Below are 24,377 nucleotides of genomic sequence, written 5' to 3' on the forward strand. Positions count from 1 at the left end.
CATCAACTCAAGTTTTGCAAGGGATGCCAGACAGAGGCAAAGTTGTCTGTACCTGTCAGCCTGTGATCCCGCTGTGTTTGCTCGTGTGACCGCTCCGGCTGGTAACACAAGGGCGCTTCGAGAAGCACCTTCAATGCCAGTTGCTCGTCCTGGTTTTCCACCGCCCTGCGCAAGCCTTCCAATAGTATGTCGAAGTCTGACTTGTCCAGTCGCGCTTCGTCCTCGCTCATGATCCTCGGATGCCTTGTCTGGCGACAGGAACCGCTGATGAGGAGTTCTTCATAGAGTTTTTCGCCGGGGCGAAGACCGGTATACCTGACCTCTATGTCACCCTCTGGATGCTGTTCATCTTTTAGGCTATAGCCCATCAGGTGTGCCATCTTGTGGGCCAGATCCAGAATACGCACCGGTTCCCCCATATCCAGCACGAAGACTTCGCCTTTCTCACCCAGAGTGCCTGCCTGGATTACCAATTGGGCGGCCTCGGGAATGGTCATAAAATAGCGCACCACTTCAGGATGGGTAATGGTCAGGGGACCCCCAGCCTTAATCTGGCGACTGAACAGGGGCACCACCGAACCTGAGGATCCCAGCACATTGCCGAACCTGACAATAGCGAAGCGGGTCCTGCCGGGAATATCCTGCATGGCCTGCACACAGAGCTCTGCCAGTCGCTTGCTGGCGCCCATTACATTAGTGGGTCTGACCGCTTTGTCGGTGGACACCAGGACGAATTTCCCCACCTGGCACAGCGATGCCACCTTGACCAGGTTGGCCGTTCCCAGCACGTTATTGCTGATCCCTGCGAGGATGTTCTTTTCCACCATGGGTACATGCTTGTAGGCCGCTGCGTGGTATAGGGTATGGATATGTTGTTGGCGGATTAGGTGATAGATCCGCTGTTCATCGCGGATATCTGTCAGGGCGCTGATCAGTTCCAGGTGGGGAAACTGCCGGCTCAGTTCGGCTTCAACCTGGTACAGGTTAAATTCACAGGCTTCCAGCAGAGTCAGGCTGCGCGGGCTTTGCGCGGCTATCTGACGGCATAGCTCGCTGCCGATGGAACCGCCGGCCCCTGTTACCAATACATTCTTGCCACGGATATCCTCGCTGATCAGTTCAGTCACAGGAGGAACTGGCTCGCGGCCCAACAGCTCTTCTATGCGGATTTCCCGCAACTGGTTGATTTTGCTTTGACCGTACAGCAGATCCTTCATATCCGGCACACTGAGCAGTTCAATGGCATAGGGTTCCAGCAGTTTCAACAAATCCCGGCGCTGGCTGGCATTACGGTCATTGACCGCCAGCAGTATCTTGTTGACCCGGTAGAATGCAATCAGTTTTTCCAGCATGGCAGGGCCATACACTGTCAGTCCCAGGATGGTTTTTCCCTGATGTTCATTTATGTCGTCTATGAATGCCACAGGCAGCAGGTCTGAGTCCTGGGTCAGCGACTGGGCCAGCGCCCTTCCTGTCTGGCCGGCGCCAAAGATCAGGCATTTTTCCCGCAGCTTGAAACTTTGTGATTGGGCACTCATCAGGATCAGTACTCTGGGTCCGAGGATGCCGGTGGAAGATAGCACCAGGTAGATAAGCGGGATACTGTCCGGTACAAAGGCTGCCAGGGGCCATTTGGCGATAAAGAGATAGAGGGCGGCAACAAAATTAATCGCCAGGGCTATCAGGATCGAACGCAGACTCAGGTGCCGCACCACGTGGTGGTAAAAGCCCACAAACACCAGGGCGAAGAAGTGGAACAGCAGAACCGTCAGAGCCAGGTAGATTTCCTGCTGGCCAAGAGTCTGGGTCTCGATTCCCAACCGGATCCAGTAACTGCCGGCAAAGGCTGTTACCAGACAGGCACTGTCCCAAACTACCGCAAAGCCGAGTTTGGCCGATGAAGACAGATTGAACAGGCGACTGAGCAGCATATTCGAGTTCATCTGCTAGCCTCCCGCATGACCTGCTCCAGAGTCTCCGTCGTCTTTTTTATTTCTTCGGCTTTAAGGCTTGGGTGAACCAGAAACATGAGGCTGGTCTCACCCAGTTGACGGGCGTTTTTCAGTCGATTAGCGGGTCTGAAGGAGGTCTGGTCGAATGCCTTTTCAAGATATACCTCGGAGCAACTACCGCTGAAGCAGGGTACGCCCCGATCATTGATGCTCTGCATGATGCGATCTCGGTGCCAGCCAGGCTGTAACTGGTCCGGTTCGACGAAGACATAGCACTTGTACCAGGCGTGGGTGACTTGGGCCGGCAGGGACGGGACTCTTAACCCCGACAGTTGCCTGGCTGCATCGAGTATCTGCCGGGCATTCTGTTCGCGCCGTTGCTGCCAGTGAGGCATCTTCGTTAACTGCACTCGGCCAATCGCCGCCTGCATCTCAGTCATGCGCCAGTTTGTACCAAACGACTCATGCAGCCACCTGAAACCCTGCGGATGGGCCCTTTCATAGACTGCCTGGTAGGACTTACCATGGTCTTTGAACTCCCAGGCCTGGCGCCATAGATCCTTTGAATTGGTGGTGACCATGCCGCCTTCGCCGCCTGTGGTCATGATCTTGTCCTGACAGAATGACCAGGCTGACAGATGACCGAAGCTGCCAACCGGCTGACCGGCTACTCTGGCTCCATGGGCCTGGGCGCAATCTTCGATAATGATTAGCTTGTGCTCGTTCGCCAGATCCATCAAAGACGGCATATCGCAGGGCCATCCGGCCAGATGCACACAGAGCACTGCGGCGGTTTTTTCACTGATAAGAGGTCTGACGGTGTCAGCGGTAATATTCTGCGAGTCACGGTCAACATCTGCAAACACCGGGGTCAGGCCAGCCAGCACGATGGCTGAAACCGAAGCGAAAAAGGTGCGGGAGGTGACAATGACTTCTGCCCCTTCGGGCAGCGCCAGGGTTTTGAATATCAGATCCAGAGCCACTGATCCGTTGGCAACGGCGATGGCAAACTCCGCTTCACAGAAGGCAGCAAACTCGTTCTCGAAGGTACGGGTCTCATTGCCCGTCCAGTAATTTACCCGGTTGGAATCCAATACAGCCAGAACGGACTGTTTTTCCTCCTCACAATAGCAAGGCCAAGGCGAAAAAAGCCCGTCCAGCATTAGCGCATCCCCATCACATCATGTGAATTATTTTTTTAGTTATATGAGGTTTTATGGTTCTGCAGAGTCAGCAATCCCGCTGTTTTATGACTCTTGCCGGCACACCCACAGCCAACTGATTATTTTTAATATCTTTCAGCACTACGGCGCCCGCACCCGTTTGGACATTCGAACCTATTCTGACTCCCTGTATGACATTGGTTCCAATCCCTAGAAAACTGGCTCGCCCAATCTCTACACCACCAGCGATAGAACAGCCAGGAGCAATATGAACAAGGTCACTTACCTTGCAATCATGCTCGACTATCGCACCTGTGTTTACAATACAACTTATCCCGAGCGAGGTAAACGGATTTACCGATACATTGGCGCATATAAGAGTACCTTCACCAATCTGGGAGTGGCGACTGACCTGGGCCGAGGGATGAATGAGAGTGGCAAGTTTGCATTTAGCTTCTGTAAGAGTCTCTACCCACCGGCCACGAAGATGGTTGTCACCAATAGCGATAAAAAACCGGGTCTGACTTCCAGCATATTGACTATAGGTGTCAGGCCGGCCAATCACAGGCCATGGATAGTGTTGCAGATGTGCCTGTTGCTCATCGAGAAAGTGGATTTGGCTGAACTGTGTCATCAGTTCTGCGCACTCGGCGACCACTTTTCCATGGCCGCCAGCCCCTATAATGACAAGCTGCATGCTAATTATCCTCCGAGCCTGAAAATTTCTCTGTAGTTTCCTGGTCCTGGCCAATGCCTTCTTTTTTCAGCACCTTGACCAGAGTCAGCAGCAGAATACGGATATCCAGCCACAAACTTTGGTGGTTTACATACCATACATCCAGTTTAAATTTTTCAGACCAGCTCAGGGCATTTCGGCCATTGACCTGCGCCCAACCTGTGATGCCCGGGCGTACTTCGTGTCTTCTCTTTTGCTGTTCATCATAGTGGGGCAGGTATTCAGGCAACAAAGGGCGAGGGCCCACCAGGCTCATTTCCCCTTTGAGTACATTCCACAATTCCGGTAATTCGTCCAGGCTGCTGGCGCGTAGAAACCGTCCAAATCTGGTTAGCCTGAGGGGATCCGCAAGCAGATTACCTGCTACATCTTTACTGTTATCCATACTGCGGAATTTAATCATCTTAAACAACTTGCCGTGTAATCCCGGCCGGTGCTGGACAAAGAAGACAGGAGAGCCGAGTTTCCACCTGATCAGCAGTGCCAGCGCCATCAGCGCCGGACTTAACAGCACCAGTCCAAGGCCAGCTCCAAGAATATCCATCAGTCGTTTCATTACAGCCTTCGCCCTTCTTGAACCTGGCTAAGTATCTGCCGGTAGAACTGATTGACATCTGAGGCGTTGCGTCTGACATCCATCAGTTCACTGGCTCTGGCGTAACCCTGCTCCACTATATGAACTCTTTGTGCGGGCTGCTGCCAGGCCTGGATGATCTTCTCTGCCAGGGAAGGGGCGTCTCGAGGCTGGCAGAGCCATCCTGTTTGCCCATTCAGAATCAGATCCGGAAAGCCACCCACATTCGTGGTGACCGTCGGTACCCTGGCAAGCAGAGATTCGACAGCGCCACCGACATTTTCTGAATGGGACGGATGAACAGCCAAATCAATCTGACGGTACAGGGCACCGATGTCCGTCCTGGTGCCGAGAAAGATCGCCGCACCGCCGACCTTTTGTCGGGCATAAGCCCTGACTTTATCGAAGTAATTGTCAGCTCCGGCCCAGGGACCGCCGACAAAGACGCAGCGGGCTGTGGGGTATCGGCGCCTGATCAGGACCAGGGCGTCAATTAGGTCCTCATGACCTTTCAGGCCGCGGGTCTGGCCCAGGTATCGCTTGGGGGCATAAAAATAGGCCACCATACCGATCAGTAAGTCTTTCTCGGTCATGCCCAATGTTTGTTTTAGTTTTGGTGTTGAACCTGAATCATCGGCAAACAGGGCGGGCTGAGTCCCGTAATACGCCAGTCCCAGCCTCCGTTCGTCAATCCCCTCTTGGCGGTAGCAGTTGCGGGTCCACTGACAGGACGCGAGCCAATGATCATGCTGATTGGCACTGATCAGTTCAAGACGGCGAAACAGTGGGTGTTCAAGGTGCAGCGGACCGGGTACCTGAAAGACTCTTGGTATGGGCATGTCCCGCAGTGCCAGGCGCATCAGCAGGCTGCTGGTAACGAAGTGACTGTGGATCAGATCAGGTTGGATCATGGTGACGAGGCGGCGCAACTGGCGACATCTTTGCAACAGACGAGTTGGGTGCAGGCTTACGCCTGGCTGCATATGATGTACCTTGATATCGGCCTGAATATACTGCTCAAGCATGGGCCCCTGAGGTAACGCCACATGCACCTCGACACCCAATGCAATCAGCTCACGCATCTGGCTTAGCGCCCATTTTGCTCCCACGGCTGTCTTAACCAGGTGTAATACTCTCATTGTTTAACCCATCGCTGTGAAACAGCCTGATAGAATTCGCTCCTGATGCCGGCCAGCGTATCGCGCTGGTAGCATTTGGATACCTGAAGGTTGCGCTTTGAGGCATTGGTCAGCCTATGGCAGTCATCGGCCATTGAAGCAATTTTTTCTGCCAGCGCCAGACAATCATTGACTGGCACCAAATCCCTTGTGGGCAACAACTCGGGTATGCCTCCCACACTGGTGCCGAGAGCCGGCAATGCATGAGCCATGGCTTCGATCAGGGCCCGGGGTAGACCTTCAGTGCGCGAAGGCATGACAAATAACTCAGCCTGTTGGAAATAGGGACGCATCTGTGCCTGGCTGAGCTCGCCGGTAAATTGCACCTGCCGACCAATTCCCAGCTCTCCGGCCAGTTTTTTCATTGTATCAAGCAGGTTGCCGCCGCCAATCATTACCAGTTGGTAACCTTTGTCCCTGGAGAGTAGTTGTTGCATCGCACTGAGCATCAGATCCTGGCCCTTGTATAGCTGATTGAAGGAGCCGACAAACAGCAAATGCCTGGCGGGGCCGGCATAATGCCTGGGCGTGGTGGCGACCCACTCCGGGCTTAGTTCAATGCTGGAACAGGCGACCTGGACTGCCTCTTCAACTGCTGGATAACGACATTGTAGATAGTCCCGCGTTACATAACTGACACCTACAGCCTGCCTGGCCATCCGACGCAGTTGCCAGGCACTGAAAGATTTAAGCAGCCGGGCCGTTATGGGGCGGGTAATGCCAGCGTCAAACACATCGGCCGGATCCCCCACTACCTCAAGTGCGAAACGATGTTTTGGTTTCAATAGCCAGGCCAATACGGCTGTTTGCGACGGAACCCGGTATATAATACAGTCCCTGCTTTCCAGTGAGGTGCGAAGGGTAGTGGTCAGCTCAGGCAATTTTTTCAGCATTGCTGATAACCCTACATAATAAGGCAAAGCAATCATTTGTACCTGTGGGCCGGTCACTTTTTGCCAGTCTGGCTCTGCTGCGTCAACCGGTTTGACCCTGGCAAGAACAGCCACCTCAGTGAATACCGTCAGATAGCGTTGCCAGAACCCATAGGCAAAGGCACTGGACGTCCAGATCTGGCCATCCGGGGTGCCCAGGAAGCGGAACTCGCAACTGACAATGACACGCATGGGTCAGGCTCTCCTTGTAACAAAAATGACCAGTATGCCAATGAGCAAGCCCAGAACCATCTGTACCGGCACATGGGTAAAACTGTTACGGATCATGATAAACAAGGGTATCAGCGCCATGCCGAGCAAAATATCTCGGTCTAGAGATGATGGCAGATTATCCAGCCTGGCTAACAATGCACCGAGCAGGAACAGCACCAGGATCACCCCCGTCCTGCCAAAGTTCAGGTAGGCCTCGGCGACCGGCGAAAAACCAATGGGACCGACCCGTTGCTGGACCACGACATTCAAGAGTCGTTTGTCCTGTGCGGCATTGAGCCGCTCCATACCGGGCACCAGTAACGCGATTTGACGCTCGATTGGCGCCCAGTAGCTTGCACCCAGCAGCAGGGGGTCGCCCTGTTCATGCCATTTGATCACTTCTTGCACCGGCCGCAAGCTTGAGCCCATCTCAGCCACCGCATTCATCGGATTAATGCTCTGCACTTGTGAGTAATCGCCGGAAATCCTGGCGTTCTTGACAACCCCTGAGACGATCAGAAAAACCAGTATAAATAACAACAGGCTGCCCGTCCCCAGGGTCATGCCCTTTCTGCCCAGCATGCAGGCGGCGACTGTCAGTGGGAACATGACTTCTCCACGCAGACCAAGCTTGAAAGCGAACAAGGCCCACAGGGCAAACAACAGGAAATAGTGGTAACCCCGCTTTTTCTGGTATGCCGCGCTGACCAGTACCAGCCCCGCGCCGATAAAAAAGTACAGGTAGGCGTAGAAGACCCCCAGCAGGGGTACCTGGCTTAGCAGCTCCAGATAGGTGCCGTAGGAGCTCAATGCGCCAGTCAGCCCGGTAACGGCAAAGAAAATAATAATGGACAAGGTAAGGAGTATGCCGCCTGTGTGGTAGATACGACGACTGGCGTTTTCTTCATCATGACGCAGTTGGGCTGGCACTTCAGGTGAGCTGAATATCAGGGCGCCCAGGGCAAACCCCAACATGCCAAGGCTGACCAGGTGAATGGCGTGAAGGGTTTGCGTGGTATCGAACCAGAAACTGATTTGGTAGCGGATATCCCTGTCGGTGATACCGCCCAGGCTGTCGGCCAGAATCAAGCCGGCGTGAAAAATGCTGAAGCTGGCAAAATAGATAAAACAGATGGACCAGATACCCTTGGGCAACGCCTTGCCAAGCAGAAATAGCATGAACAACCAACACAGGGAGGTAAAAATCTCCAGTTGCTGGCGACTGATATCCAACGCATTACCGTTAACACCCAGGATTAGGATCCCGACCATCAGCAATAGCCACAGGCCCAGGGACTTGGCCAGGGAGGCTTCAGCTTGAATAGATGGCATGTAGTTGCGCTACAGTTCTGGATAGAAGGAAATGGCTGCGTCCAAAACTTGCCTGGTGACTGGCCCGTTGGGTGGAAGTCGTCAGCAGTGCCGCCAGTTTTTGAGCCCATACCCGGTTATCCTGGCTCAGATCCAACAGTTGCACTGCGGGCAACTGCGCCGCGATATCTTCAGTACCGGGCAGGTGACTAGCCAAAACCGGTGTGCCGACACTGGCCGCTTCCAGCACCGCGCCCGGTAAACCTTCCCACTTGGAGGGGAACAGCATCACATCCGCATGGGCAAGATAGGGTAGGGGATCGGCCTGTTCGCCAGCAAAAAATAGGCTCTCCAGACATTCCAGGTGCCTGGCCCTGTCCAGCATAGCCTCTTTAATCTGCGGATTTTCCTTGCCGACAAACACCATTGAGGCAGTTGCATGGAGGCGGCAAAACTCGGCAAAAACGTCCACCTGGCGCAAGTGATTTTTGACGTCGTCCATACGAGCCAGATTGATCACTACCGGCCCGGTCCGTTCAAACAGGGGCTGCCAGAAGTCGTCACCCAGGGAAACATTTCTTTGCTCCAGACCATTGAACACCACCTGGCACTTGGCGTTGTCCTGCCAGTCGGGCCAAACGTGTTGCAAGGCGCCTGGGCAGACCCCCAGTATCTTGTTACTGTTACAAGCCAGGCTCAGCCTCAGAATCCAGTCACGTAGCCTTCTGCCCAAACCGTCATTGCTGCCCTGGCCGGAACTGCGAAGGTGGGCGATACGCAGCCTCACCCCAGCCAGCCGTCCCAGCAGGACCATCAGACCTGAAGGCAGCGCCACATGGGAATGCAGAATGTGGATCTGCTCGGACTTCAACAATCGCACAAATCGCCACGGAAAAGTACGGTTAAGGGGACAATAGTGGACCCGCCCGCCCATGGCGCGAATGGGCTCATCAAGCACCCCGGCCTGGCCGCTCAACACGCAGAAATGAAACTCATAGCCCATGGGCTGCATCTTGCGCATCAGATCCAGGGTGCGTAACTCGGCGCCCCCCCGGTTCATAATGCCAAACACATGCAGGACGCGCCTATTCATGCCAACCTGCTGCGTAGTCTGGGGGAAAAATGCAGCAAGTAAGCCAGGTACAGTGACATCTCCAGCAAGGTGGCAATCACCATGGCCTGGGCGGCTCCCTGGGTGCCTTTCGTTGGGATCAGCAGCCAGCAGCTCAGCCCCACTGTCAGGGTTCCGGCTAACGAGATAACCGACTGCACGCCAAAGGCACGGAATGCATTTAAACTGGTGCCAACAAACAAGTAGCCATAGCGAATCGCGGCGGCGGCCATTATCCAACATAGCTCAGTTTGCATGGCGGCCATGGAAGAGCGATAAAGCAGGCTCAGTAACCAATCACCGGCGAGCCAGGCCAGCGACCACCCGGCCAGTCCTATAGCAAAGCCGGTTAGACAAAGGGACAGGGTCAGACGCGCCAGGGCGGAAAATTCTGCTTGCTGAACCATTCTGGCAAGGCGCGGTTGGGCGATTTGCCCCAGACTGGTTACCAGCAGGCTGCCCACCACCAGAAAGTAGCTGACGATGGCAAAGCGTCCTGCAGCTTCCAGGCCCTGTAATCGCGCCAGCAGATAATTGGGTAGGTAGACAAACAGGGAAGAGCTGGCCAGTGCCAATGCCAGGACCAGGTGGGTTCGATAGAGCCGGGCCGAGCGGCTTATCCATCCCCTATTCAGCAGATGGTGCACAGGGCGGAAGCTCTGACCAAGCTGTTTTTCAGCCAGGATGCGGTTGCTCAGTGACAAGCCCAGAGTCAGGAGAAGCGTAATGCTCAGCCAGGCCCAAAGTACTGCGCTCAGAGAGTCCAGTTGCCAGGCACTCACCAACAGGGTCAACGATGTCAACAAGGCGCGGCTGGTTTGCCACTTTGCCGCAAGGGCAAATTTCTCCAGGCGATGCAACAGACTGATATGCAGCTCGAACCAACTGTCGCTGAATTTATAAAGCCCGATGATTAACAAAAATTCAAATGGAAGTGCCGGGGCCAGTTTCCCCCAGATTAATGGAAGCAGGGCGAGCAGAAACAGATTGGCAAGCAGTCTGGCGTGAAAATACTGGGCGAGAAGAGGCTGTTCGCCCCTGTCACAGATGAGCAGGGTGCGCAATTTGAAACTGGCCAGCAGAAACAGCGGCGAGAGAATGGACAGGGCGAGTACTACCTGACCCAGCTGTTTGTCATCGAATGCTTTGCTGATAAGGGCAAGCAGCAGCCAATTGCAGAATGCCAGGCCGGTATTGGCGACAAAGGTCAATGCAAAATGCCTGGTGAACGGTGAGTTCATGAAGTCAGGAAATATCGGTTTTTATTATAGTTGTCTGCCTATGATGCGATAAGCGAAGTGCAAACTCAATCCTGATGCTTTACCTGTTATAAATAGTGCGCCTGGGTAAGGCGACAGGCGCATTTTTTAGCACAATTTTGTCAGAAGCGCATTTCCGGTACGTCCCCTTCCACTACCAACTGGCCGGCGGTCTTGGCGCGGATTTCCTCCACCGAGACGCCGGGCGCCCGCTCACGCAGGTAATAGGCATTGTTCTTCACTTCCAGCATGGCCAGATCGGTAATGATATGGGTAATGCAGTTCACGCCGGTCAGGGGCAGGGTGCATTTCTCCAACAGCTTGGAATTGCCGTGTTTGTCCGCATGAGTCATGGTGACGATGATGTTTTTGGCGCCGGCGACCAGGTCCATGGCGCCGCCCATGCCCTTGACCAGCTTTCCGGGGATCATCCAGGAGGCGATGTTGCCTTCCACGTCCACTTCAAAGGCGCCCAGTACGGTAAAGTCCACATGGCCGCCACGGATCATGGCAAAGCTTTCTGCCGAGCTGAAGATGGAGGCTCCAGTGCCGGCAGTAACGGTTTCCTTGCCGGCATTAATCATATCGGCGTCCACCTGCTCCTCGGTGGGATAAGGACCCATGCCCAGCAGGCCGTTTTCCGATTGCAACATCACCTTGATGCCGTCCGGTACATAGTTGGCGGCCAGGGTAGGGATGCCGATGCCCAGGTTCACATAGCTGCCGTCTTTGAATTCCTGCGCAACGCGCATGGCGATTTGTTCTCTTGAAAGGGCCATAGGTTTCTCCTTATGCGTTGCGGGTGACTTTACGTTCGATGCGTTTCTCGAACGTGCCCTGGATTACCCGGTTCACATAAATGCCGGGAGTATGGATCTGGCTTGGCGGGATCTCACCCGGCTCGACGATTTCTTCCACTTCCACCACAGTGATTTTGCCGGCGGTGGCGGCCATGGGATTGAAGTTTTGCGCCGTGTGACGGTAGATACAGTTGCCGTATCTGTCCGCCTTCCAGGCTTTGACTATGGCAAAGTCTCCTGTGATGGATTCTTCCAGAATATAGGGGCGACCGTTGAACTCACGTGCCTCCTTACCCTCGCCGACCGGCGTCCCATAGCCTGTGGCCGTATAAAAGGCCGGGATCCCTGCGCCGCCGGCGCGCATTTTTTCCGCCAGGGTGCCCTGGGGGGTCAGTTCTACTTCCAGTTCACCGGATAACAGTTGTTTTTCGAACAAGGCATTTTCGCCTACGTAAGAGGCGACCATTTTTTTGATCTGTCTGTCCTCAAGAAGAATACCCAGGCCAAAACCGTCCACGCCGCAGTTGTTGGACACCACAGTCAGGCCTTTGACGCCCATCTTTTTAATCTGACCGATCAAGCCTTCGGGAATGCCGCACAGGCCGAAGCCCCCGGCAATAACGGTCATATCATCTGTCAGACCCGCCATCGCCTCTTCATAGCTGGTCACGACCTTATCAAAACCTGACATTGGATTCTCCTGTGCTGCGGTTTGTAAGTTATTGGTGAAGGAGTGTAGAGCATCTGCGCGCAGAATCATCCCACTCCTCCTTTGATGAACTCAGTATCTGCAACTGTTATGAATATGTAAAATTAATTTGATTTGGTTAATAATAAATAAAATTTATAAATGGCGTGGGTATGTCTTACGTTTCTCCCCGACAATTGCAGATCTTCGTCCAACTGGCCAGTTGCCGTTCTTTCGCCGAGGCGGCAGAGCGGTTACATCTGTCCCAGCCGGCCCTGTCCATTGCCATTCGCAAGTTCGAGGATGCGGTGGGCGGCAGCCTGTTGTCGCGCACGACCCGCAGTCTGGAGCTGACGCCCGAAGGCCGGACATTTTTGCCGGTGGCGCAACGGTTGCTGCACGACTGGGAAGAAGCGTTCAGTGATCTGCACAGTTTATTTGCGATGAAGCGGGGCAAGCTGACCCTGGCGGCCATGCCCTCATTCGCCAACAGCTTACTGCCGATGATTCTTCGTGATTATCACCTGGCCTATCCGGACATCAACCTGGCGCTGCTGGATATGGTAATGGAGCGCGTCGTTGACGCCGTGCTCGATGGCAGGGCCGAGCTTGGCATCATCTTCGAGGCACAGCAGATGGAAGGGCTGGAATTTATCCCGCTGTTCGCCGACCAGTTTCTGGTCATTATGTCCACCGGCCATCCGCTGGCAAACCACCCGGAACTGGACTGGGCCGATCTCCACGGACTGGACTATGTGGCGATGAATCGCGGCTCGACTATCCGCGCCTGGTGTGAGACGGCCATGCAGGAAACAGGTACGCAGGTGAATAGTGTTGCCGAAGCCAGTCAGTTATCCACTGTCGGCCAATTGGTGGCGGCAGGACTCGGCCTGTCCGTGGTACCGGCAATTTGCCGGCAGGATATGCAGCGTCGCGGCCTGGCGTGCATTCCGATGGCATTAAAGGGAGAAGCAAAGAGAGTCGGGGTTATCCGGCGCAGCCGGGGCAAGCTTTCGGTGCCGGCCAGCCGTTTGCTGAACATGCTGACAGAGCGCTTCGGCGGCTAACCTGGCCCCTACTGCCAACAGGTACCACTACCATTTCTTCTTCGGCGCAAACAGCTCATCCAGTTCATCCCGCTCCGCGTCGCGGCGTTTTTCCCGATCGGCGGCATTGGTATTGCGCAGATTGTCCTGAATATCCTGTAGCTGATGCTCCAGTTCCTGGCGCCGGGCGATCGTAAACTCATCCTGGTTGGCCTGGGCGTTGAGGGCTACGATGGCTTTCTCATAATACTGCCGGGCAGAGCCGAGCATATTGCTTTGCACCGCTGCACGGGCACGTTTGGCCAGTGTTTCCACATTGACTTTCAGTTGCAGGCGCTCCAGGCGCTTGTCTTCTTCCAGGAAAACATGGGTGTCGACCTTGCCCTTGGCGTTTTCTGATCGCAACAGCGTGCGCAGCTTCTTTACGCCCTGAATAAAGATGATGATCTGCTTGTCATTATCAGGGAGCAGGAAATTGTCCGTCGGGGGGGGAAGATTTTCAGGCTTGATGGCATTGACCCTTTCCCTGGCATCCTTGACCCGTTGCTTGAGATCCATGGCTTTGGGATTCAGCTCATACATGGCTTCAAGTGCATTGAGCACGCGTTTGTGCAATATCAGGATCAACTGTTGGGAGACGGGCATTTGTGCAGCGGCAATCAGCACATCCTCGGTTTCATCGACGATGGACTTCTGCTTTGCCAGTTCGGCACGTCGCTCAGCCTCAACCTGCTCTTTGTGTTGCTGAATGGCGTTTATCACGATGGCGATGATGATCAGCGCCACAATGAGGATGATTACAATAGTGAACATATTCATCACTTTTTTCTTATTATAGCGGTCAGGGCAATTTCAGGGTAAAGACGCTACCGCCGAGAGAGCCGCCGTTTTCCAGTTGTATGGAGCCAGTTTTGCCGTTGCTGCTATGTGCTTCGGCAATCATTCTGGCAAAGAATAACCCAAGTCCGGTGCGACCAGAACTGATATCGAAATGTTGCATGTCAATTTCGCCCGCTATCAGCATACTCTGAGGGTAGCCGGGGCCGTCATCTTCAATGCGAAAACACAGGCAGTCGTCCTTCACAAAGGTGCTGAGCTTCAACTGCTGTTTGCTGTAGCGCATGGCGTTGATCAGAATGTCATTAAGCAGCACATTGACCAGATCCGCATCCAGATACCAGCCAATATCCTCCTCTACCTGCACCTCAAGCTCCATCTTCTTATTGGCCAGGTAGCCCTCATTGGTGGCCAGCAGATCGTCCACCAGGTCGGCCACATAATGCTCATCGACGCTAACCGGCAGGCGTTGCTTCTCGGCCCGGTACAGGGACAACAATTGCATCAGGCCGGTGTTTAGCCTGGACGCTTCGTATTGCAGGTTCGCCAGGTTGTCACTGATTTCCTGCTGATCCCTGGGTAGGATCTGACCAAGGTTCTCGATGGATTGCAGCAGCAGACACAAGGAGTTCTTCATGTCATGCACCCCGGCAGCCAGCACAGACGAGAAATCGATCAACTTGGACGAATTGGGCATAATAATACGGCTTAATCTTGATGTGCCTGTTATAACAGTATTGGCCTGACAGGGAAAGACGCCCTGAGAAAAGCCCTGCCTCTACAGTTGTTTATCGCCCGGCATTGGATAAAATCCGCTCTTTTTCTAAAATTTTATGGAATTAATTTCCTCATCAGTATATATATTTGGCATATAAGAAGTGCAACAAAGTCGAAGCCCCCAAGTCAGATGAAACTACAACAACTGCGTTACATAGTCGAAGTCCTGAATAACAACCTGAACGTCTCTGCCACGGCCGAGAGCCTGTTTACCTCCCAACCTGGGATCAGCAAGCAGGTGCGAATGCTGGAAGACGAACTGGGTGTACAGATTTTCGGCCGCAGTGGCAAGCATCTGACCCATGTGACCGAGGCGGGCAAGGATGTGATCAATATATCCCGGGAAATCCTCGCCAAGGTGGAAAGCATCAAGGCAGTGGCCCGTGAACATACTCTGCCGGACCAGGGCAAGCTGAATATCGCCACCACCCACACCCAGGCCCGCTATGCGCTGCCGGGGGTGATCAAGGGGTTTATGAGCAAATACCCCAAGGTGTCATTGCATATGCACCAGGGCACCCCGTCGCAAATTAGCGATCTGGCGGCCAAAGGGGAGGCTGACTTCGCCATCGCCACCGAAGCGTTGCATTTATACAACGACCTGGTCATGTTGCCCTGCTATCACTGGAACCGCAGCATTATCGTTAATCGGGAACATCCCCTGGCCAAAAAGACCTCTGTGGCCATCGAAGATATCGCTCAGTACCCACTGGTGACCTATGTGTTCGGCTTTACCGGCCGCTCTGAGCTGGACGATGCCTTTAACCGTGCCGGTCTGGAGCCGAAGATAGTCTTTACCGCCACCGATGCGGATGTGATTAAGACCTATGTGCGTCTTGGCGTGGGCATCGGCGTAATTGCCTCCATGGCACTGGATGAAAAGCTCGATGGTGATCTGGTGAAAATCGACGCCAGCCATCTGTTCCAGTACAGCACCACCAAAATAGGCTTCCGCAAGGGCTCTTTCCTGCGCAGCTATATGTATGACTTTATCGAGCGTTTCGCGCCCCATCTGACCAAGGATGTGGTGGAGCGGGCAATGATGCAAAAGAGTAATGACGATATCGAGCGGATGTTTAAGGATCTCACTTTGCCTGTGAAGTAGTTCCTCTGGGAGAATCAAATTGTTTGCCAGATTCGCGTCACATGGTGACTACCAGGTGGATGCCAAAGGGCTTGTTATTACCCTGAATGTGAGTGGGCCTTGGAATCATGAGGCTGCTCTTGAGTTTTTGCAGGAAGCAGAGCAGATTGTGCTGGATATGCAGGGGCAGCGTTTTGGTTGTCTGGTGAGCTTAGATAATCAATGGTTTGCCACACCGGATGCCTATCGTGAATTGCGCAAGTTGACTGAGTGGGCCATTACCCAGGGCCTCAGCCGCGAAGCTATCGTTACAGACAGTGCCCTCGTGGCGGAGCTGGTGGGCAACTGGATTGTACCAGCACAATCCGAGACGTTTGAAAAGCAGGTGTTTAAGCAGAAAGAGCTGGCCCTGGCATGGTTGTCAGAAAAATTTCCGGTATAGGAAGGGGCTCTATCAAAAGTCGTCTGCCTCTGACCTTTTACCTTGTTGGGCTTGCTGCCCTTCGTCTCCATCTATTGATTGTCCAACAGCGCGGTGTTGCTTCACTGCCTCCTGCAACCAGAACTCCTGAGTCGAAAATCTCCGTCGTTTGGATTACTGAAAAATGTTCCACACGTTTGCCTATCCAGGTCTTTGCAATTGAGAAATCTTACCTCCCGTTTACCCTGGCTGATCAGATAAATGCTGGATGGAGTTAGAAAAAATACGTTTATCTGCTTAACTTGTGTTGACAGCGTGCAACGCAATATGAGGCAGACCGGGACCTCCCCATAAAATCATTATCGCCCATCAAATGCACCTGCTGAGTCTTTCCTTAACGGGAGAGTGCACAGACAGAGGAACTTCTACTGCGCAGTTTAGAGCTTCATCCTGAATGCCATCTATGACGGCGATTCAGACTCGCCCGGCAAGAACGCCTGGGGAGAGGCTGTGGTGAAGCGGTTATAGCGGAAATGTTGTCCGGCTATCCTATCTATTTTAAGGAGATTTATATGAAAAAGTTACGTTCAATTGCTTTGTGTGCATTGATCACCCCGGTTGTGGCTTTGAGTGCAGGTTCTGTGCTGGCTGAACAATCTGCTGCTCAGGACAAAGATCGTGAACAGCAGAGCCAGCATAAGTACGATAAGAAGCGTGATGATCAAACCGCTTATGAAACTACCTTAGGACGCCAAAACAAAGACGATAAGACTTATATGGCAAACCGTGGTTTTTTAAACGAAATACCGGCCAATGGTCTGCAAGCGAGTCATCTGATTGGTGCTACTGTGAACACCTCTAATAATGAGGAAGTCGGATCGGTAAACGAACTGATTATTGACTCAAATGGTCAGGTTGTGGCGCTTGTCGTCAGTGTGGGTGGATTCCTGGGCTTGGGCGAGAAAGATGTCGCCATTGGCTGGGACGACATACAAACCACGGGCTCTGCTGATGCGGACATGCTACAGACTCAGTTGACCCGAGAAGAACTGAGTTCTGCTCCGAAGTTTGAAGCAAAGTCAAAGTATAAAATCAACAAGTGACTTGAGGTGACTGACACTTACCCTGAAGTCAATAAAGGGCAGGGGCCTGCGCTCCTGCCGCTTTTTATTGAGCATCGGCCGGGGCAGGGCGCTGCAATCTATTCAGGCCCCGATCCGAGCTTGCCGGTATAGGAAGCGCTATCGGAGAACGCCATGCCGCTGTTAATCTTGTCTTCTTCGACATTTTCCACCGCATTATCATTGGAGTGATCGGCTTGATATCCCGCCTCCTGCATCTCGCTTATCTGAGTCACCCTGCTATTGGCCAATTGAGCCTCGGAGGCCTGGCCATAGAGTATCTGAATACCAAGTAAGTCACCGGGCTGCAGATCGTCAAATGCTTCGGTATAACGGAACGCCATCACCTGTCCTGAACGCCCGGGATGATCCAGGCCGAGGGCGTGACCTATCTCGTGTATGAGCGTATAGCGCAAGTCATAGACATCCACATCACCGTCGAACCCGACCTTCCACTTGTGCTCCGGATTCAGGCACAGCAACGCCTGTTTGATGGTACGGATCCCTTCACTGGCATCGGGCTCATAGGAGACATTGGCAAATGCCCGTCCTTCCGGTTTTCCCTGCGCACCAAAAATGATATCCGCGTCTTGTGTATGGCTCACCTGGTGGAATGACAATCCGGCTACGCGCTCCCATACCCGAAATGCGGCGGCAGTCTCGCGGACCAGCGTTTGTCGGGAAATATTGTTCCCTAACAGTTTTTCAACGGGCGCCAATTCTCCACAATTGCGCGCCTTAGCAAACGCCAGGGGTTCGTCGGCAAAGGCATAGCTGATGCTGGCTCCGGTCCCTAACCTTTGTTCTCCCCACTTGACCTTGCCACCCTCCAGTTCAAGCAACCGATATCCCTCTGCGGCGAGGCTGGAAAACGGGGGTAGGGATAGCAGAGATCCGGCACAGATAATGACGGCTATGGCAAGAGGTGCACGCATCGCAGTTTCCTCACAAAGATACTCTGAAAACACCGGAGCCGACTTTGTCAGAGCACTTTGAAGCCCTTGGAACCCCGGTACAGTACAACGAACCCCGTCAGTACACTGCCGCACTAAAAAAGCGTTCGTTCAAGTCCAGACCAAGCGTGGACTTCCCTGTGATTCGCGGATCTGACTAGAATATATCCAGGACGGTACTGACAATAAGGGGGCGAGTCAATTGGTGAACCAGATGCCCCGCCATAACTTAAAGGGTGAGGGGATACCTATTGTTCCTCGGGTTCAGGTCGAAGCTAAAGGCCGCTCTTGTCGTCCCCTTTCTTCGCAGGGCGGGAACGTATTAAGAGCGCCAATTTCTGTCAGTGGCAAGGGACAGTGAGAGCCAATAGGGGAATAGAGTTGGCTTTATGCCGACAACCGGCTATCAGCAAAGAGATGCGACTATTCTTGTTATCCGGCTGGCGCCAGCACCTCCCTGTGCTGGTACAGGAAAACCGCTAGCACTCTATAATATTTACAGCGAGGCCGCCGCGAGCGGTTTCAGCTCTTTTTCTGGCGCAGGACTTCCTGACCTGCACCTTGCTTCCACCAACCTTTAGTCAGCGCAGAAGTGTCATTATGCTCGCCTGCCGGTTGGTGAGCCGGACTATCCTGTCCGGCACAAAGAAACGGCTTTTAACATTCGATGATATTAACTGCCAATCCGCCTCTTGCCGTTTCTGCTATTGTTCCGGCGCCGAACCTCCTGTCCAGCACCTTGTCCGCCAACCTGATACCGGCGAAGAGATGCGACTATTCTTGTTATCCGGCTGGCGCCAGCACCTCCCTGTGCTGGTACAAGAAAACCGCTAGCACTCTATAATATTTACAGCGAGGCCGCCGCGAGCGGTTTCCTTGTATTTCGATTTCATATCGTTGCCGGTGTCCCACATGGTCTTGATGACTTTATCCAGGGACACTTTGTGTTCGCCAGAGCCGCGCATGGCCAGGCGGGCGGCATTGATGGCCTTGACCGAACCCATAGCGTTACGTTCGATACAGGGCACCTGCACCAGCCCGCCCACCGGGTCACACGTGAGGCCCAGATTGTGTTCCATGCCGATTTCGGCGGCGTTCTCCACAGCGGCCACACTGGCGCCCATGATCTCCGCCAGCGCACCGGCGGCCATGGAGCAGGCCACACCCACTTCGCCCTGACAGCCTACTTCGGCGCCGGAGATAGAGGCGTTTTTCTTGTACAGAATGCCGATAGCGGCGGCGGTCAGCAGGTAACGCACCGCCGTGTCTTCATCCACCGGGCGAACAAACTTATCGAAGTAGCACAACACAGCGGGCAGGATGCCTGCGGCGCCGTTGGTGGGGGCGGTGACCACCCGGCTGCCGGCGGCGTTTTCTTCATTGACCGCCAGGGCAAACAGGTTCACCCAGTCCATGGCGGCCATGGGGTCAGCGCTTTTTTCATTCTGCAGCTTGCGGTACAGATCCGGCGCCCGGCGACGTACTTTCAGGCCTCCCGGCAGGATCCCTTCAGTTTGTTTGCCCTTCTCCACACAAGCGGCCATCACTTGCCAGATATGCCAAAGCTTGGTGCGAATTTCCTTGTCGCTCTGGAATACCTGTTCGTTTTTCAGCATCAGGGTACTGATGCGCATGCCGTGCTCCTTGCAGTGGGCCAGCAGCTCGGCGGCAGTTTCGAAAGGGAAGGGTACCGGCTTCTCGTCGTGCTTGAGGGCAGTGGCCTTCTCGTCCTCGAAATCTTCTTCCTTGATGATAAAGCCACCGCCTATGGAATAGTAAGTCTGGCTGAACAGCAGCTCATCGCCCTGGTAAGCAAAAAAAGTCAGGCCATTGGAATGCAGTTTAAGGGTCTTGCGCCGATGAAAAACGATGGCGCCCTCGCGGGGAAAGGCCACCTTTTTTTCGCCGCCCAGATTCAGTTGCTGCGTTTCGTCTATTTCAGCCAGCATCTGCTCGACCCGATCCACATCGACGGTTTCCGGATCATGTCCCAACAGACCCAGGATTACAGCCTTGCCGGTGCCGTGGCCCTTACCTGTCTGACCCAGGGAGCCATATAACTCGGTTTTGACAAAGTCGGTCCTGGCGAACAACTGCTGGTCTTTGAGATCCTGGATAAAGGCCTTGGCGGCACGCATGGGTCCCACCGTATGGGAGCTGGACGGCCCGATGCCGATGCTGAACATGTCGAATACGCTGATCATAGGGTACCTGTAATACTTTTAGTAACTCTTCACTATCAATCATTGTGGACCAACTGACAAACAGACAAAAGTAATGGGCAGGATTAGAAAAGTTAATCTGATGTAAAGAAAACAGGAAGTAACAAGTAACAAGGGACAAGTAACGGGTAATCAATGACCAGTAACAGGCTGGATGTTTATGGATGGTTTAGGCTTAAATTATCTTGCTCGTCCTTCGTCCTTCGTCCTTCGTCCTTCGTCCTTCGTCCTTCGTCCTTCGTCCTTCGTCCTTCGTCCTTCGTCCCTTTGTTACGTCTTATGCCAAATGATTGGCCAGGTTACGGACAAATGCTGCGGTGGCACCCCAGATATGCTGCTCCTGCCAGTGGATAAAATAGATGGGATGTACCCGGCCGTTTCGCTCAGCCAGATGTGTGAGGTGATTGCCTTTGTCCATCAGGTATTTCAGCGGCACCTCGAAGATAGAGGCCACTTCGTTGCGATCCGGCACCAGGTTCAGGGGCGGGCTGATAAGTCCTATAAAAGGCGTGACCACATAGCCGCTGATGGTTCGGTAGCGGGGTAACTGACCAACGATTTCAACCTGCTCCCCCGGCACGCCAATTTCCTCTGTGGTTTCGCGCAGAGCGGTCTGAACCAGATCCTCATCATAAGGCTCCTGGCGTCCGCCCGGAAAACTGACCTGGCCGGCATGGTGCTTCAGATGGCTGGCCCGGCGGGTAAAGAGCAATGTGAGTTCGCTCCTGTCTATCAGGGGCATCAGTACTGCTGCCGGCCTGGCCGGACGGTTGAGGGGATAGTCCGGTTCTGTCTGCACCTGGCGCATATGATGAAAGCGTTGGAAAAACTCGACTTTGTTCATTGTCTCAGTGGTTTACCCGGGCAAACTGGTCAAACCCTACTCCCTGTTTTCCTGTCATGGTCAGGATGATTGGCTCAGCACCGGCAATATCTTGTTAACCTTGTGCAGGGTTTCCTGATATTCGGATTCCGCATCTGAGTCCAGTACGATGCCACCACCTGCCCAGCAATGGATTGTACCATTCTCACACAACAGGGTACGGATGCAGATGCTGGTGTCCATACGACCCTGGGCGGACAGATACCCGATACTACCACAATAGATATGCCGCCGGTGCGGCTCCAGCTCCTCGATAATCTGCATAGCGCGAATTTTCGGTGCGCCGGTAATAGAGCCGCCGGGAAAGGCGCCCCGCAGTAAATCCAGTGGACTGGCACCGTCTTCGAGCGTCCCTTCCACCGTACTGACCAGATGGTGCACGGCGGCAAAGCTCTCGATGGCAAACAGCTCCGGCACCGCTACCGATCCCGGCTGGCAATGTTTACTCAAATCATTTCTTAGCAGGTCCACGATCATCAGATTTTCCGCCCGGTCCTTCTGTGACTCACTTAGCTCGCTGGCCATCTGTTTATCCAACTGTGGGTCGGCCATTCTTGGACGGGTACCTTTGATGGGTTTTGTCTGCACCTTTCCTTGGTTAACCGACAAAAAACGTTCCGGCGATATGCTCATCACGCAGGCGCCCGGCAGTCGGATAAAGGCCGAGAAGGGAGCCTGGTTGGCGTCCCGCAATACCTGATAAGCCTGCCATTCATCGCCCTTATATGCAGCGCTGAAACGCTGAGCCAGATTGACCTGATAACAATCCCCGGCCAGCAGGTATTCATGAATCCGGGCCAGTTTCTGCAGGTATGTCACTTTGCTCATATTGGCCTGCCAGTCGCCGGTCAGGCGAAATTTACTGGTGGCCGGTCTGCTCTGCGCGGCCAAGGCCATGAGTTCAGAAGAGGTGGGGGCGGGGAAATCCGGGTGTGACACCAGCCAGCTTTGTCCGGATTGTCTTTGCCTGAGTACTGCCCAACTGTAAAAGCCTACCGCCATCTCCGGTGCCTGAATATCCTGGTGGGCCTGCTCGGGCAGACGTTCAAATCGGCGACCCAGGTCATAGGCAAAATACCCCGCCGCCCCGCATATGAAAGGAAATCGCGCATCGTCAGGGAATGTGCCGAACAATTCGAGGTTGAGCGTCTCAACCAGAGTCAGGGGGTCGGTGTCGGACTCATCAATCTGTTGTCTGTCACTGCGCCAGATTTGACTATATGGGCCAAAGGTCTGGATATGGGCGACGGGGTCGGCCAGCAGTATGTCGAAGTCGCCGTTGATATGGGCACTACCGGCCGAGTCGAGCAGCATGGCCCAGCTTTGGTGGCTGAAGTGGGCGAACAAGTTAGTCAGATCAAAATCTTCGGCAAGAACAACAATATTCACGCAGGACTCAATTCAGTTTAAGGCAGATGGGCGCTGCCAATGGCGCGGACAATTGGTGTATGATACTGCAACCTTAAGAAAGACCAAGTAGCAAGCCGCACAAAGCCAACAAGAGCCGGTGGATTGCTGATTTTACAAGCAATAGCGATGAGGCAAAGCATGACTGTGATTCGTCAGCAGGATTTTATCGACAGTATCGAAGATGCCCTGCAGTTTATCTCTTATTATCATCCCCTGGATTATGTCAAAGCCGTCGAACAGGCCTATGAGCGTGAGCAGAGCCAGGCTGCCAAAGATGCCATGGCGCAGATCCTGATCAATTCGCGCATGTCCGCCGAAGGTAAGCGTCCCTTGTGTCAGGATACCGGCATCGTCACCTGCTTTGTCAAAATCGGTATGGGCGTAAGCTGGGACAAGACGGATATGACGGTGCAGGAAATGGTGGATGAAGGCACCCGTCGCGCTTATCTCAATCCTGACAATCCTCTGCGTGCCAGTATCGTCGCCGATCCGGCGGGCAGCCGACAAAACACCAAAGACAACACTCCGGCCGTGGTGCATATCGACATGGTGCCAGGGGATAAGATTGAAGTGATGATTGCCGCCAAAGGCGGCGGCAGCGAAAACAAATCCAAGATGGTGATGCTTAACCCCAGCGATGATATTGCCGAGTGGGTGGTGAAAACCCTGCCGAGCATGGGCGCCGGCTGGTGTCCGCCAGGGATGCTGGGTATAGGTATAGGCGGCACGGCCGAAAAAGCCGCCGTGCTGGCCAAGGAAAGTCTGATGGATCCGGTGGATATTCAGGAGCTGATCGAACGTGGCCCACAAACCACCGAGGAAAAACTGCGCCTGGATATCTTTAACAAGGTCAATGCCTTAGGCATAGGCGCCCAGGGCCTGGGGGGCCTGACCACCGTGGTGGACGTGAAGATCAAATCCCTGCCTACCCACGCGGCCTCAAAGCCAGTGGCCATGATCCCCAACTGCGCGGCTACCCGCCATGCCCATTTTTACCTGGACGGTTCGGGTCCGGCCGAGCTCAAAGCCCCCAAACTGGAAGACTGGCCCAAAGTCACCTGGGAAGTGGGTGCCAATACCCGCCGGGTCAATCTGGATACGGTGACCAAAGAAGAGATCCAGGACTGGAAAGTGGGCGAAACCGTGCTGCTGTCCGGTAAGATGCTCACCGGCCGTGATGCAGCCCATAAGCGCATCCAGACCATGCTGCAAAACGGCGAAGGTCTGCCGGATGGGGTGGACCTGACCAACCGTTTTATCTACTACGTGGGTCCGGTGGATGCGGTGGGCGATGAAGTGGTGGGTCCGGCCGGTCCCACCACCGCCACCCGGATGGATAAGTTCACCGATATGATGCTGGAGCAGACAGGCCTTATCGGCATGATCGGCAAGGCCGAGCGCGGCCCGGCTACGGTGAAGAGCATCGCCAAGCACAAAGCCGTGTATCTGATGGCGGTGGGCGGCGCAGCCTATCTGGTGTCAAAGGCCATTAAGAAGTCCCGCGTGGTGGCCTTTGAAGATCTGGGTATGGAAGCCATCTACGAATTCGAAGTGGAAGACATGCCGGTCACCGTAGCGGTGGACAGCACCGGTGCCAATGCCCATGAAACGGGGCCGGCTATCTGGAAGGCGAAGATTGAGGAGTTGGAGGGGGCGCTGGCTAAATAAGCCGGGCGTTTCTCTTGCAAAAAAGGCGTCTGCGGACG

At 54.1% G+C, this 24,377-nt stretch carries 22 protein-coding genes; 5 read left to right on the forward strand and 17 right to left on the reverse strand.

Going from position 1 to position 24,377, the window contains the following annotated elements; translation table 11 throughout:
* Positions 1 to 2 precede the first annotated feature (2 nt).
* The 11 genes from J0A66_RS07565 to J0A66_RS07615 form a co-directional block, all read right to left on the reverse strand.
* Positions 3 to 1,943 (reverse strand): polysaccharide biosynthesis protein, encoded by a 1,941-nt coding sequence (locus tag J0A66_RS07565; RefSeq protein WP_241264066.1) that lies wholly within the window; start codon positions 1,941 to 1,943, stop codon positions 3 to 5.
* Entirely contained in the window at positions 1,940 to 3,115 is a 1,176-nt protein-coding gene (locus tag J0A66_RS07570) for a DegT/DnrJ/EryC1/StrS family aminotransferase (protein ID WP_206573181.1), read from the reverse strand. The genes J0A66_RS07565 and J0A66_RS07570 overlap by 4 nt, the downstream gene beginning before the upstream one ends.
* 67 nt (positions 3,116 to 3,182) lie before the next feature.
* Positions 3,183 to 3,812 carry an acetyltransferase gene (locus tag J0A66_RS07575; protein WP_206573182.1) on the reverse strand — a complete coding sequence of 210 codons (630 nt, stop codon included), beginning with the start codon at positions 3,810 to 3,812 and terminating at the stop codon, positions 3,183 to 3,185.
* 1 nt (position 3,813) lies between these two features.
* Complete coding sequence (locus J0A66_RS07580; RefSeq protein WP_206573183.1) at positions 3,814 to 4,407, reverse strand: sugar transferase; 594 nt, start codon at positions 4,405 to 4,407, stop codon at positions 3,814 to 3,816.
* Positions 4,407 to 5,564 carry a glycosyltransferase family 4 protein gene (locus J0A66_RS07585; RefSeq protein ID WP_206573184.1) on the reverse strand — a complete coding sequence of 386 codons (1,158 nt, stop codon included), beginning with the start codon at positions 5,562 to 5,564 and terminating at the stop codon, positions 4,407 to 4,409. The genes J0A66_RS07580 and J0A66_RS07585 overlap by 1 nt, the downstream gene beginning before the upstream one ends.
* A complete protein-coding gene (locus tag J0A66_RS07590; RefSeq protein WP_206573185.1) occupies positions 5,561 to 6,727 on the reverse strand; it encodes a glycosyltransferase family 4 protein in 1,167 nt (388 codons plus the stop codon). Before J0A66_RS07590 ends, J0A66_RS07585 begins: the two co-directional genes overlap by 4 nt.
* A 3-nt stretch (positions 6,728 to 6,730) precedes the next feature.
* Positions 6,731 to 8,080: an O-antigen polysaccharide polymerase Wzy gene (gene wzy / locus J0A66_RS07595; RefSeq protein ID WP_206573186.1), complete on the reverse strand. Its 1,350-nt coding sequence runs from the start codon at positions 8,078 to 8,080 to the stop codon at positions 6,731 to 6,733.
* A complete protein-coding gene (locus J0A66_RS07600; RefSeq protein WP_206573187.1) occupies positions 8,061 to 9,152 on the reverse strand; it encodes a glycosyltransferase in 1,092 nt (363 codons plus the stop codon). Before J0A66_RS07600 ends, wzy begins: the two co-directional genes overlap by 20 nt.
* Positions 9,149 to 10,411, reverse strand: coding sequence for a lipopolysaccharide biosynthesis protein (locus J0A66_RS07605; RefSeq protein ID WP_206573188.1), 1,263 nt, complete (start codon positions 10,409 to 10,411; stop codon positions 9,149 to 9,151). Before J0A66_RS07605 ends, J0A66_RS07600 begins: the two co-directional genes overlap by 4 nt.
* Before the next feature lie 140 nt (positions 10,412 to 10,551).
* Positions 10,552 to 11,208 carry a CoA transferase subunit B gene (locus tag J0A66_RS07610; RefSeq protein ID WP_206573189.1) on the reverse strand — a complete coding sequence of 219 codons (657 nt, stop codon included), beginning with the start codon at positions 11,206 to 11,208 and terminating at the stop codon, positions 10,552 to 10,554.
* Between the two features lie 10 nt (positions 11,209 to 11,218).
* Positions 11,219 to 11,920: a CoA transferase subunit A gene (locus J0A66_RS07615; protein ID WP_206573190.1), complete on the reverse strand. Its 702-nt coding sequence runs from the start codon at positions 11,918 to 11,920 to the stop codon at positions 11,219 to 11,221.
* A gap of 170 nt (positions 11,921 to 12,090) precedes the next feature.
* On the opposite strand from J0A66_RS07615, the gene J0A66_RS07620 reads away from it, so the two are divergent.
* Positions 12,091 to 12,984 carry a LysR family transcriptional regulator gene (locus J0A66_RS07620; protein WP_206573191.1) on the forward strand — a complete coding sequence of 298 codons (894 nt, stop codon included), beginning with the start codon at positions 12,091 to 12,093 and terminating at the stop codon, positions 12,982 to 12,984.
* A 27-nt stretch (positions 12,985 to 13,011) separates the two neighbouring features.
* Here J0A66_RS07620 and J0A66_RS07625 read toward each other — a convergent pair whose 3' ends face one another.
* Positions 13,012 to 13,776: a hypothetical protein gene (locus tag J0A66_RS07625; RefSeq protein ID WP_206573192.1), complete on the reverse strand. Its 765-nt coding sequence runs from the start codon at positions 13,774 to 13,776 to the stop codon at positions 13,012 to 13,014.
* 28 nt (positions 13,777 to 13,804) lie between these two features.
* Entirely contained in the window at positions 13,805 to 14,497 is a 693-nt protein-coding gene (locus J0A66_RS07630) for a sensor histidine kinase (RefSeq protein ID WP_206573193.1), read from the reverse strand.
* 210 nt (positions 14,498 to 14,707) lie between these two features.
* Between J0A66_RS07630 and cysB the strand changes: the two genes are divergently transcribed.
* From cysB to J0A66_RS07645, 3 genes are all read left to right on the forward strand, one after another.
* Complete coding sequence (cysB, locus tag J0A66_RS07635; protein ID WP_206573194.1) at positions 14,708 to 15,682, forward strand: HTH-type transcriptional regulator CysB; 975 nt, start codon at positions 14,708 to 14,710, stop codon at positions 15,680 to 15,682.
* Positions 15,683 to 15,701: 19 nt separating this feature from the next.
* Positions 15,702 to 16,103 (forward strand): STAS/SEC14 domain-containing protein, encoded by a 402-nt coding sequence (locus J0A66_RS07640; RefSeq protein WP_206573195.1) that lies wholly within the window; start codon positions 15,702 to 15,704, stop codon positions 16,101 to 16,103.
* A gap of 551 nt (positions 16,104 to 16,654) precedes the next feature.
* Positions 16,655 to 17,185 (forward strand): PRC-barrel domain-containing protein, encoded by a 531-nt coding sequence (locus J0A66_RS07645; protein ID WP_206573196.1) that lies wholly within the window; start codon positions 16,655 to 16,657, stop codon positions 17,183 to 17,185.
* A 98-nt stretch (positions 17,186 to 17,283) separates the two neighbouring features.
* On the opposite strand, the gene J0A66_RS07650 is transcribed toward J0A66_RS07645, so the two are convergent.
* The 4 genes from J0A66_RS07650 to pabB form a co-directional block, all read right to left on the reverse strand.
* On the reverse strand, positions 17,284 to 18,138 hold the full coding sequence (locus J0A66_RS07650) for a matrixin family metalloprotease (RefSeq protein ID WP_206573197.1): 855 nt from the start codon (positions 18,136 to 18,138) through the stop codon (positions 17,284 to 17,286).
* Positions 18,139 to 18,986: 848 nt separating this feature from the next.
* Entirely contained in the window at positions 18,987 to 20,360 is a 1,374-nt protein-coding gene (locus tag J0A66_RS07655) for an L-serine ammonia-lyase (protein ID WP_206573198.1), read from the reverse strand.
* A 295-nt stretch (positions 20,361 to 20,655) separates the two neighbouring features.
* A complete protein-coding gene (locus tag J0A66_RS07660; protein WP_206573199.1) occupies positions 20,656 to 21,222 on the reverse strand; it encodes a CoA pyrophosphatase in 567 nt (188 codons plus the stop codon).
* Between the two features lie 60 nt (positions 21,223 to 21,282).
* Complete coding sequence (gene pabB, locus J0A66_RS07665; protein ID WP_206573314.1) at positions 21,283 to 22,575, reverse strand: aminodeoxychorismate synthase component I; 1,293 nt, start codon at positions 22,573 to 22,575, stop codon at positions 21,283 to 21,285.
* A gap of 234 nt (positions 22,576 to 22,809) precedes the next feature.
* Here pabB and J0A66_RS07670 point away from each other — a divergent pair, with 234 nt between their 5' ends.
* Positions 22,810 to 24,339, forward strand: coding sequence for a fumarate hydratase (locus J0A66_RS07670; RefSeq protein ID WP_206573200.1), 1,530 nt, complete (start codon positions 22,810 to 22,812; stop codon positions 24,337 to 24,339).
* The last annotated feature ends 38 nt before the right edge of the window (positions 24,340 to 24,377 follow it).

Source organism: Bowmanella dokdonensis (assembly GCF_017254865.1).
Taxonomy (GTDB): Bacteria; Pseudomonadota; Gammaproteobacteria; order Enterobacterales; family Alteromonadaceae; genus Bowmanella; species Bowmanella dokdonensis.

What these genes read in the sequence shown, in the direction of transcription:
- J0A66_RS07565 (WP_241264066.1), bottom strand. Translation starts at nt 1,943, where the DNA reads ATGAACTCGAATATGCTGCTCAGTCGCCTGTTCAATCTGTCTTCATCG.
- J0A66_RS07570 (WP_206573181.1), bottom strand. Translation starts at nt 3,115, where the DNA reads ATGCTGGACGGGCTTTTTTCGCCTTGGCCTTGCTATTGTGAGGAGGAA.
- J0A66_RS07575 (WP_206573182.1), bottom strand. Translation starts at nt 3,812, where the DNA reads ATGCAGCTTGTCATTATAGGGGCTGGCGGCCATGGAAAAGTGGTCGCC.
- J0A66_RS07580 (WP_206573183.1), bottom strand. Translation starts at nt 4,407, where the DNA reads ATGAAACGACTGATGGATATTCTTGGAGCTGGCCTTGGACTGGTGCTG.
- J0A66_RS07585 (WP_206573184.1), bottom strand. Translation starts at nt 5,564, where the DNA reads ATGAGAGTATTACACCTGGTTAAGACAGCCGTGGGAGCAAAATGGGCG.
- J0A66_RS07590 (WP_206573185.1), bottom strand. Translation starts at nt 6,727, where the DNA reads ATGCGTGTCATTGTCAGTTGCGAGTTCCGCTTCCTGGGCACCCCGGAT.
- wzy (WP_206573186.1), bottom strand. Translation starts at nt 8,080, where the DNA reads ATGCCATCTATTCAAGCTGAAGCCTCCCTGGCCAAGTCCCTGGGCCTG.
- J0A66_RS07600 (WP_206573187.1), bottom strand. Translation starts at nt 9,152, where the DNA reads ATGAATAGGCGCGTCCTGCATGTGTTTGGCATTATGAACCGGGGGGGC.
- J0A66_RS07605 (WP_206573188.1), bottom strand. Translation starts at nt 10,411, where the DNA reads ATGAACTCACCGTTCACCAGGCATTTTGCATTGACCTTTGTCGCCAAT.
- J0A66_RS07610 (WP_206573189.1), bottom strand. Translation starts at nt 11,208, where the DNA reads ATGGCCCTTTCAAGAGAACAAATCGCCATGCGCGTTGCGCAGGAATTC.
- J0A66_RS07615 (WP_206573190.1), bottom strand. Translation starts at nt 11,920, where the DNA reads ATGTCAGGTTTTGATAAGGTCGTGACCAGCTATGAAGAGGCGATGGCG.
- J0A66_RS07620 (WP_206573191.1), top strand. Translation starts at nt 12,091, where the DNA reads ATGTCTTACGTTTCTCCCCGACAATTGCAGATCTTCGTCCAACTGGCC.
- J0A66_RS07625 (WP_206573192.1), bottom strand. Translation starts at nt 13,776, where the DNA reads ATGTTCACTATTGTAATCATCCTCATTGTGGCGCTGATCATCATCGCC.
- J0A66_RS07630 (WP_206573193.1), bottom strand. Translation starts at nt 14,497, where the DNA reads ATGCCCAATTCGTCCAAGTTGATCGATTTCTCGTCTGTGCTGGCTGCC.
- cysB (WP_206573194.1), top strand. Translation starts at nt 14,708, where the DNA reads ATGAAACTACAACAACTGCGTTACATAGTCGAAGTCCTGAATAACAAC.
- J0A66_RS07645 (WP_206573196.1), top strand. Translation starts at nt 16,655, where the DNA reads ATGAAAAAGTTACGTTCAATTGCTTTGTGTGCATTGATCACCCCGGTT.
- J0A66_RS07650 (WP_206573197.1), bottom strand. Translation starts at nt 18,138, where the DNA reads ATGCGTGCACCTCTTGCCATAGCCGTCATTATCTGTGCCGGATCTCTG.
- J0A66_RS07655 (WP_206573198.1), bottom strand. Translation starts at nt 20,360, where the DNA reads ATGATCAGCGTATTCGACATGTTCAGCATCGGCATCGGGCCGTCCAGC.
- J0A66_RS07660 (WP_206573199.1), bottom strand. Translation starts at nt 21,222, where the DNA reads ATGAACAAAGTCGAGTTTTTCCAACGCTTTCATCATATGCGCCAGGTG.
- pabB (WP_206573314.1), bottom strand. Translation starts at nt 22,575, where the DNA reads ATGCTGCTCGACTCGGCCGGTAGTGCCCATATCAACGGCGACTTCGAC.
- J0A66_RS07670 (WP_206573200.1), top strand. Translation starts at nt 22,810, where the DNA reads ATGACTGTGATTCGTCAGCAGGATTTTATCGACAGTATCGAAGATGCC.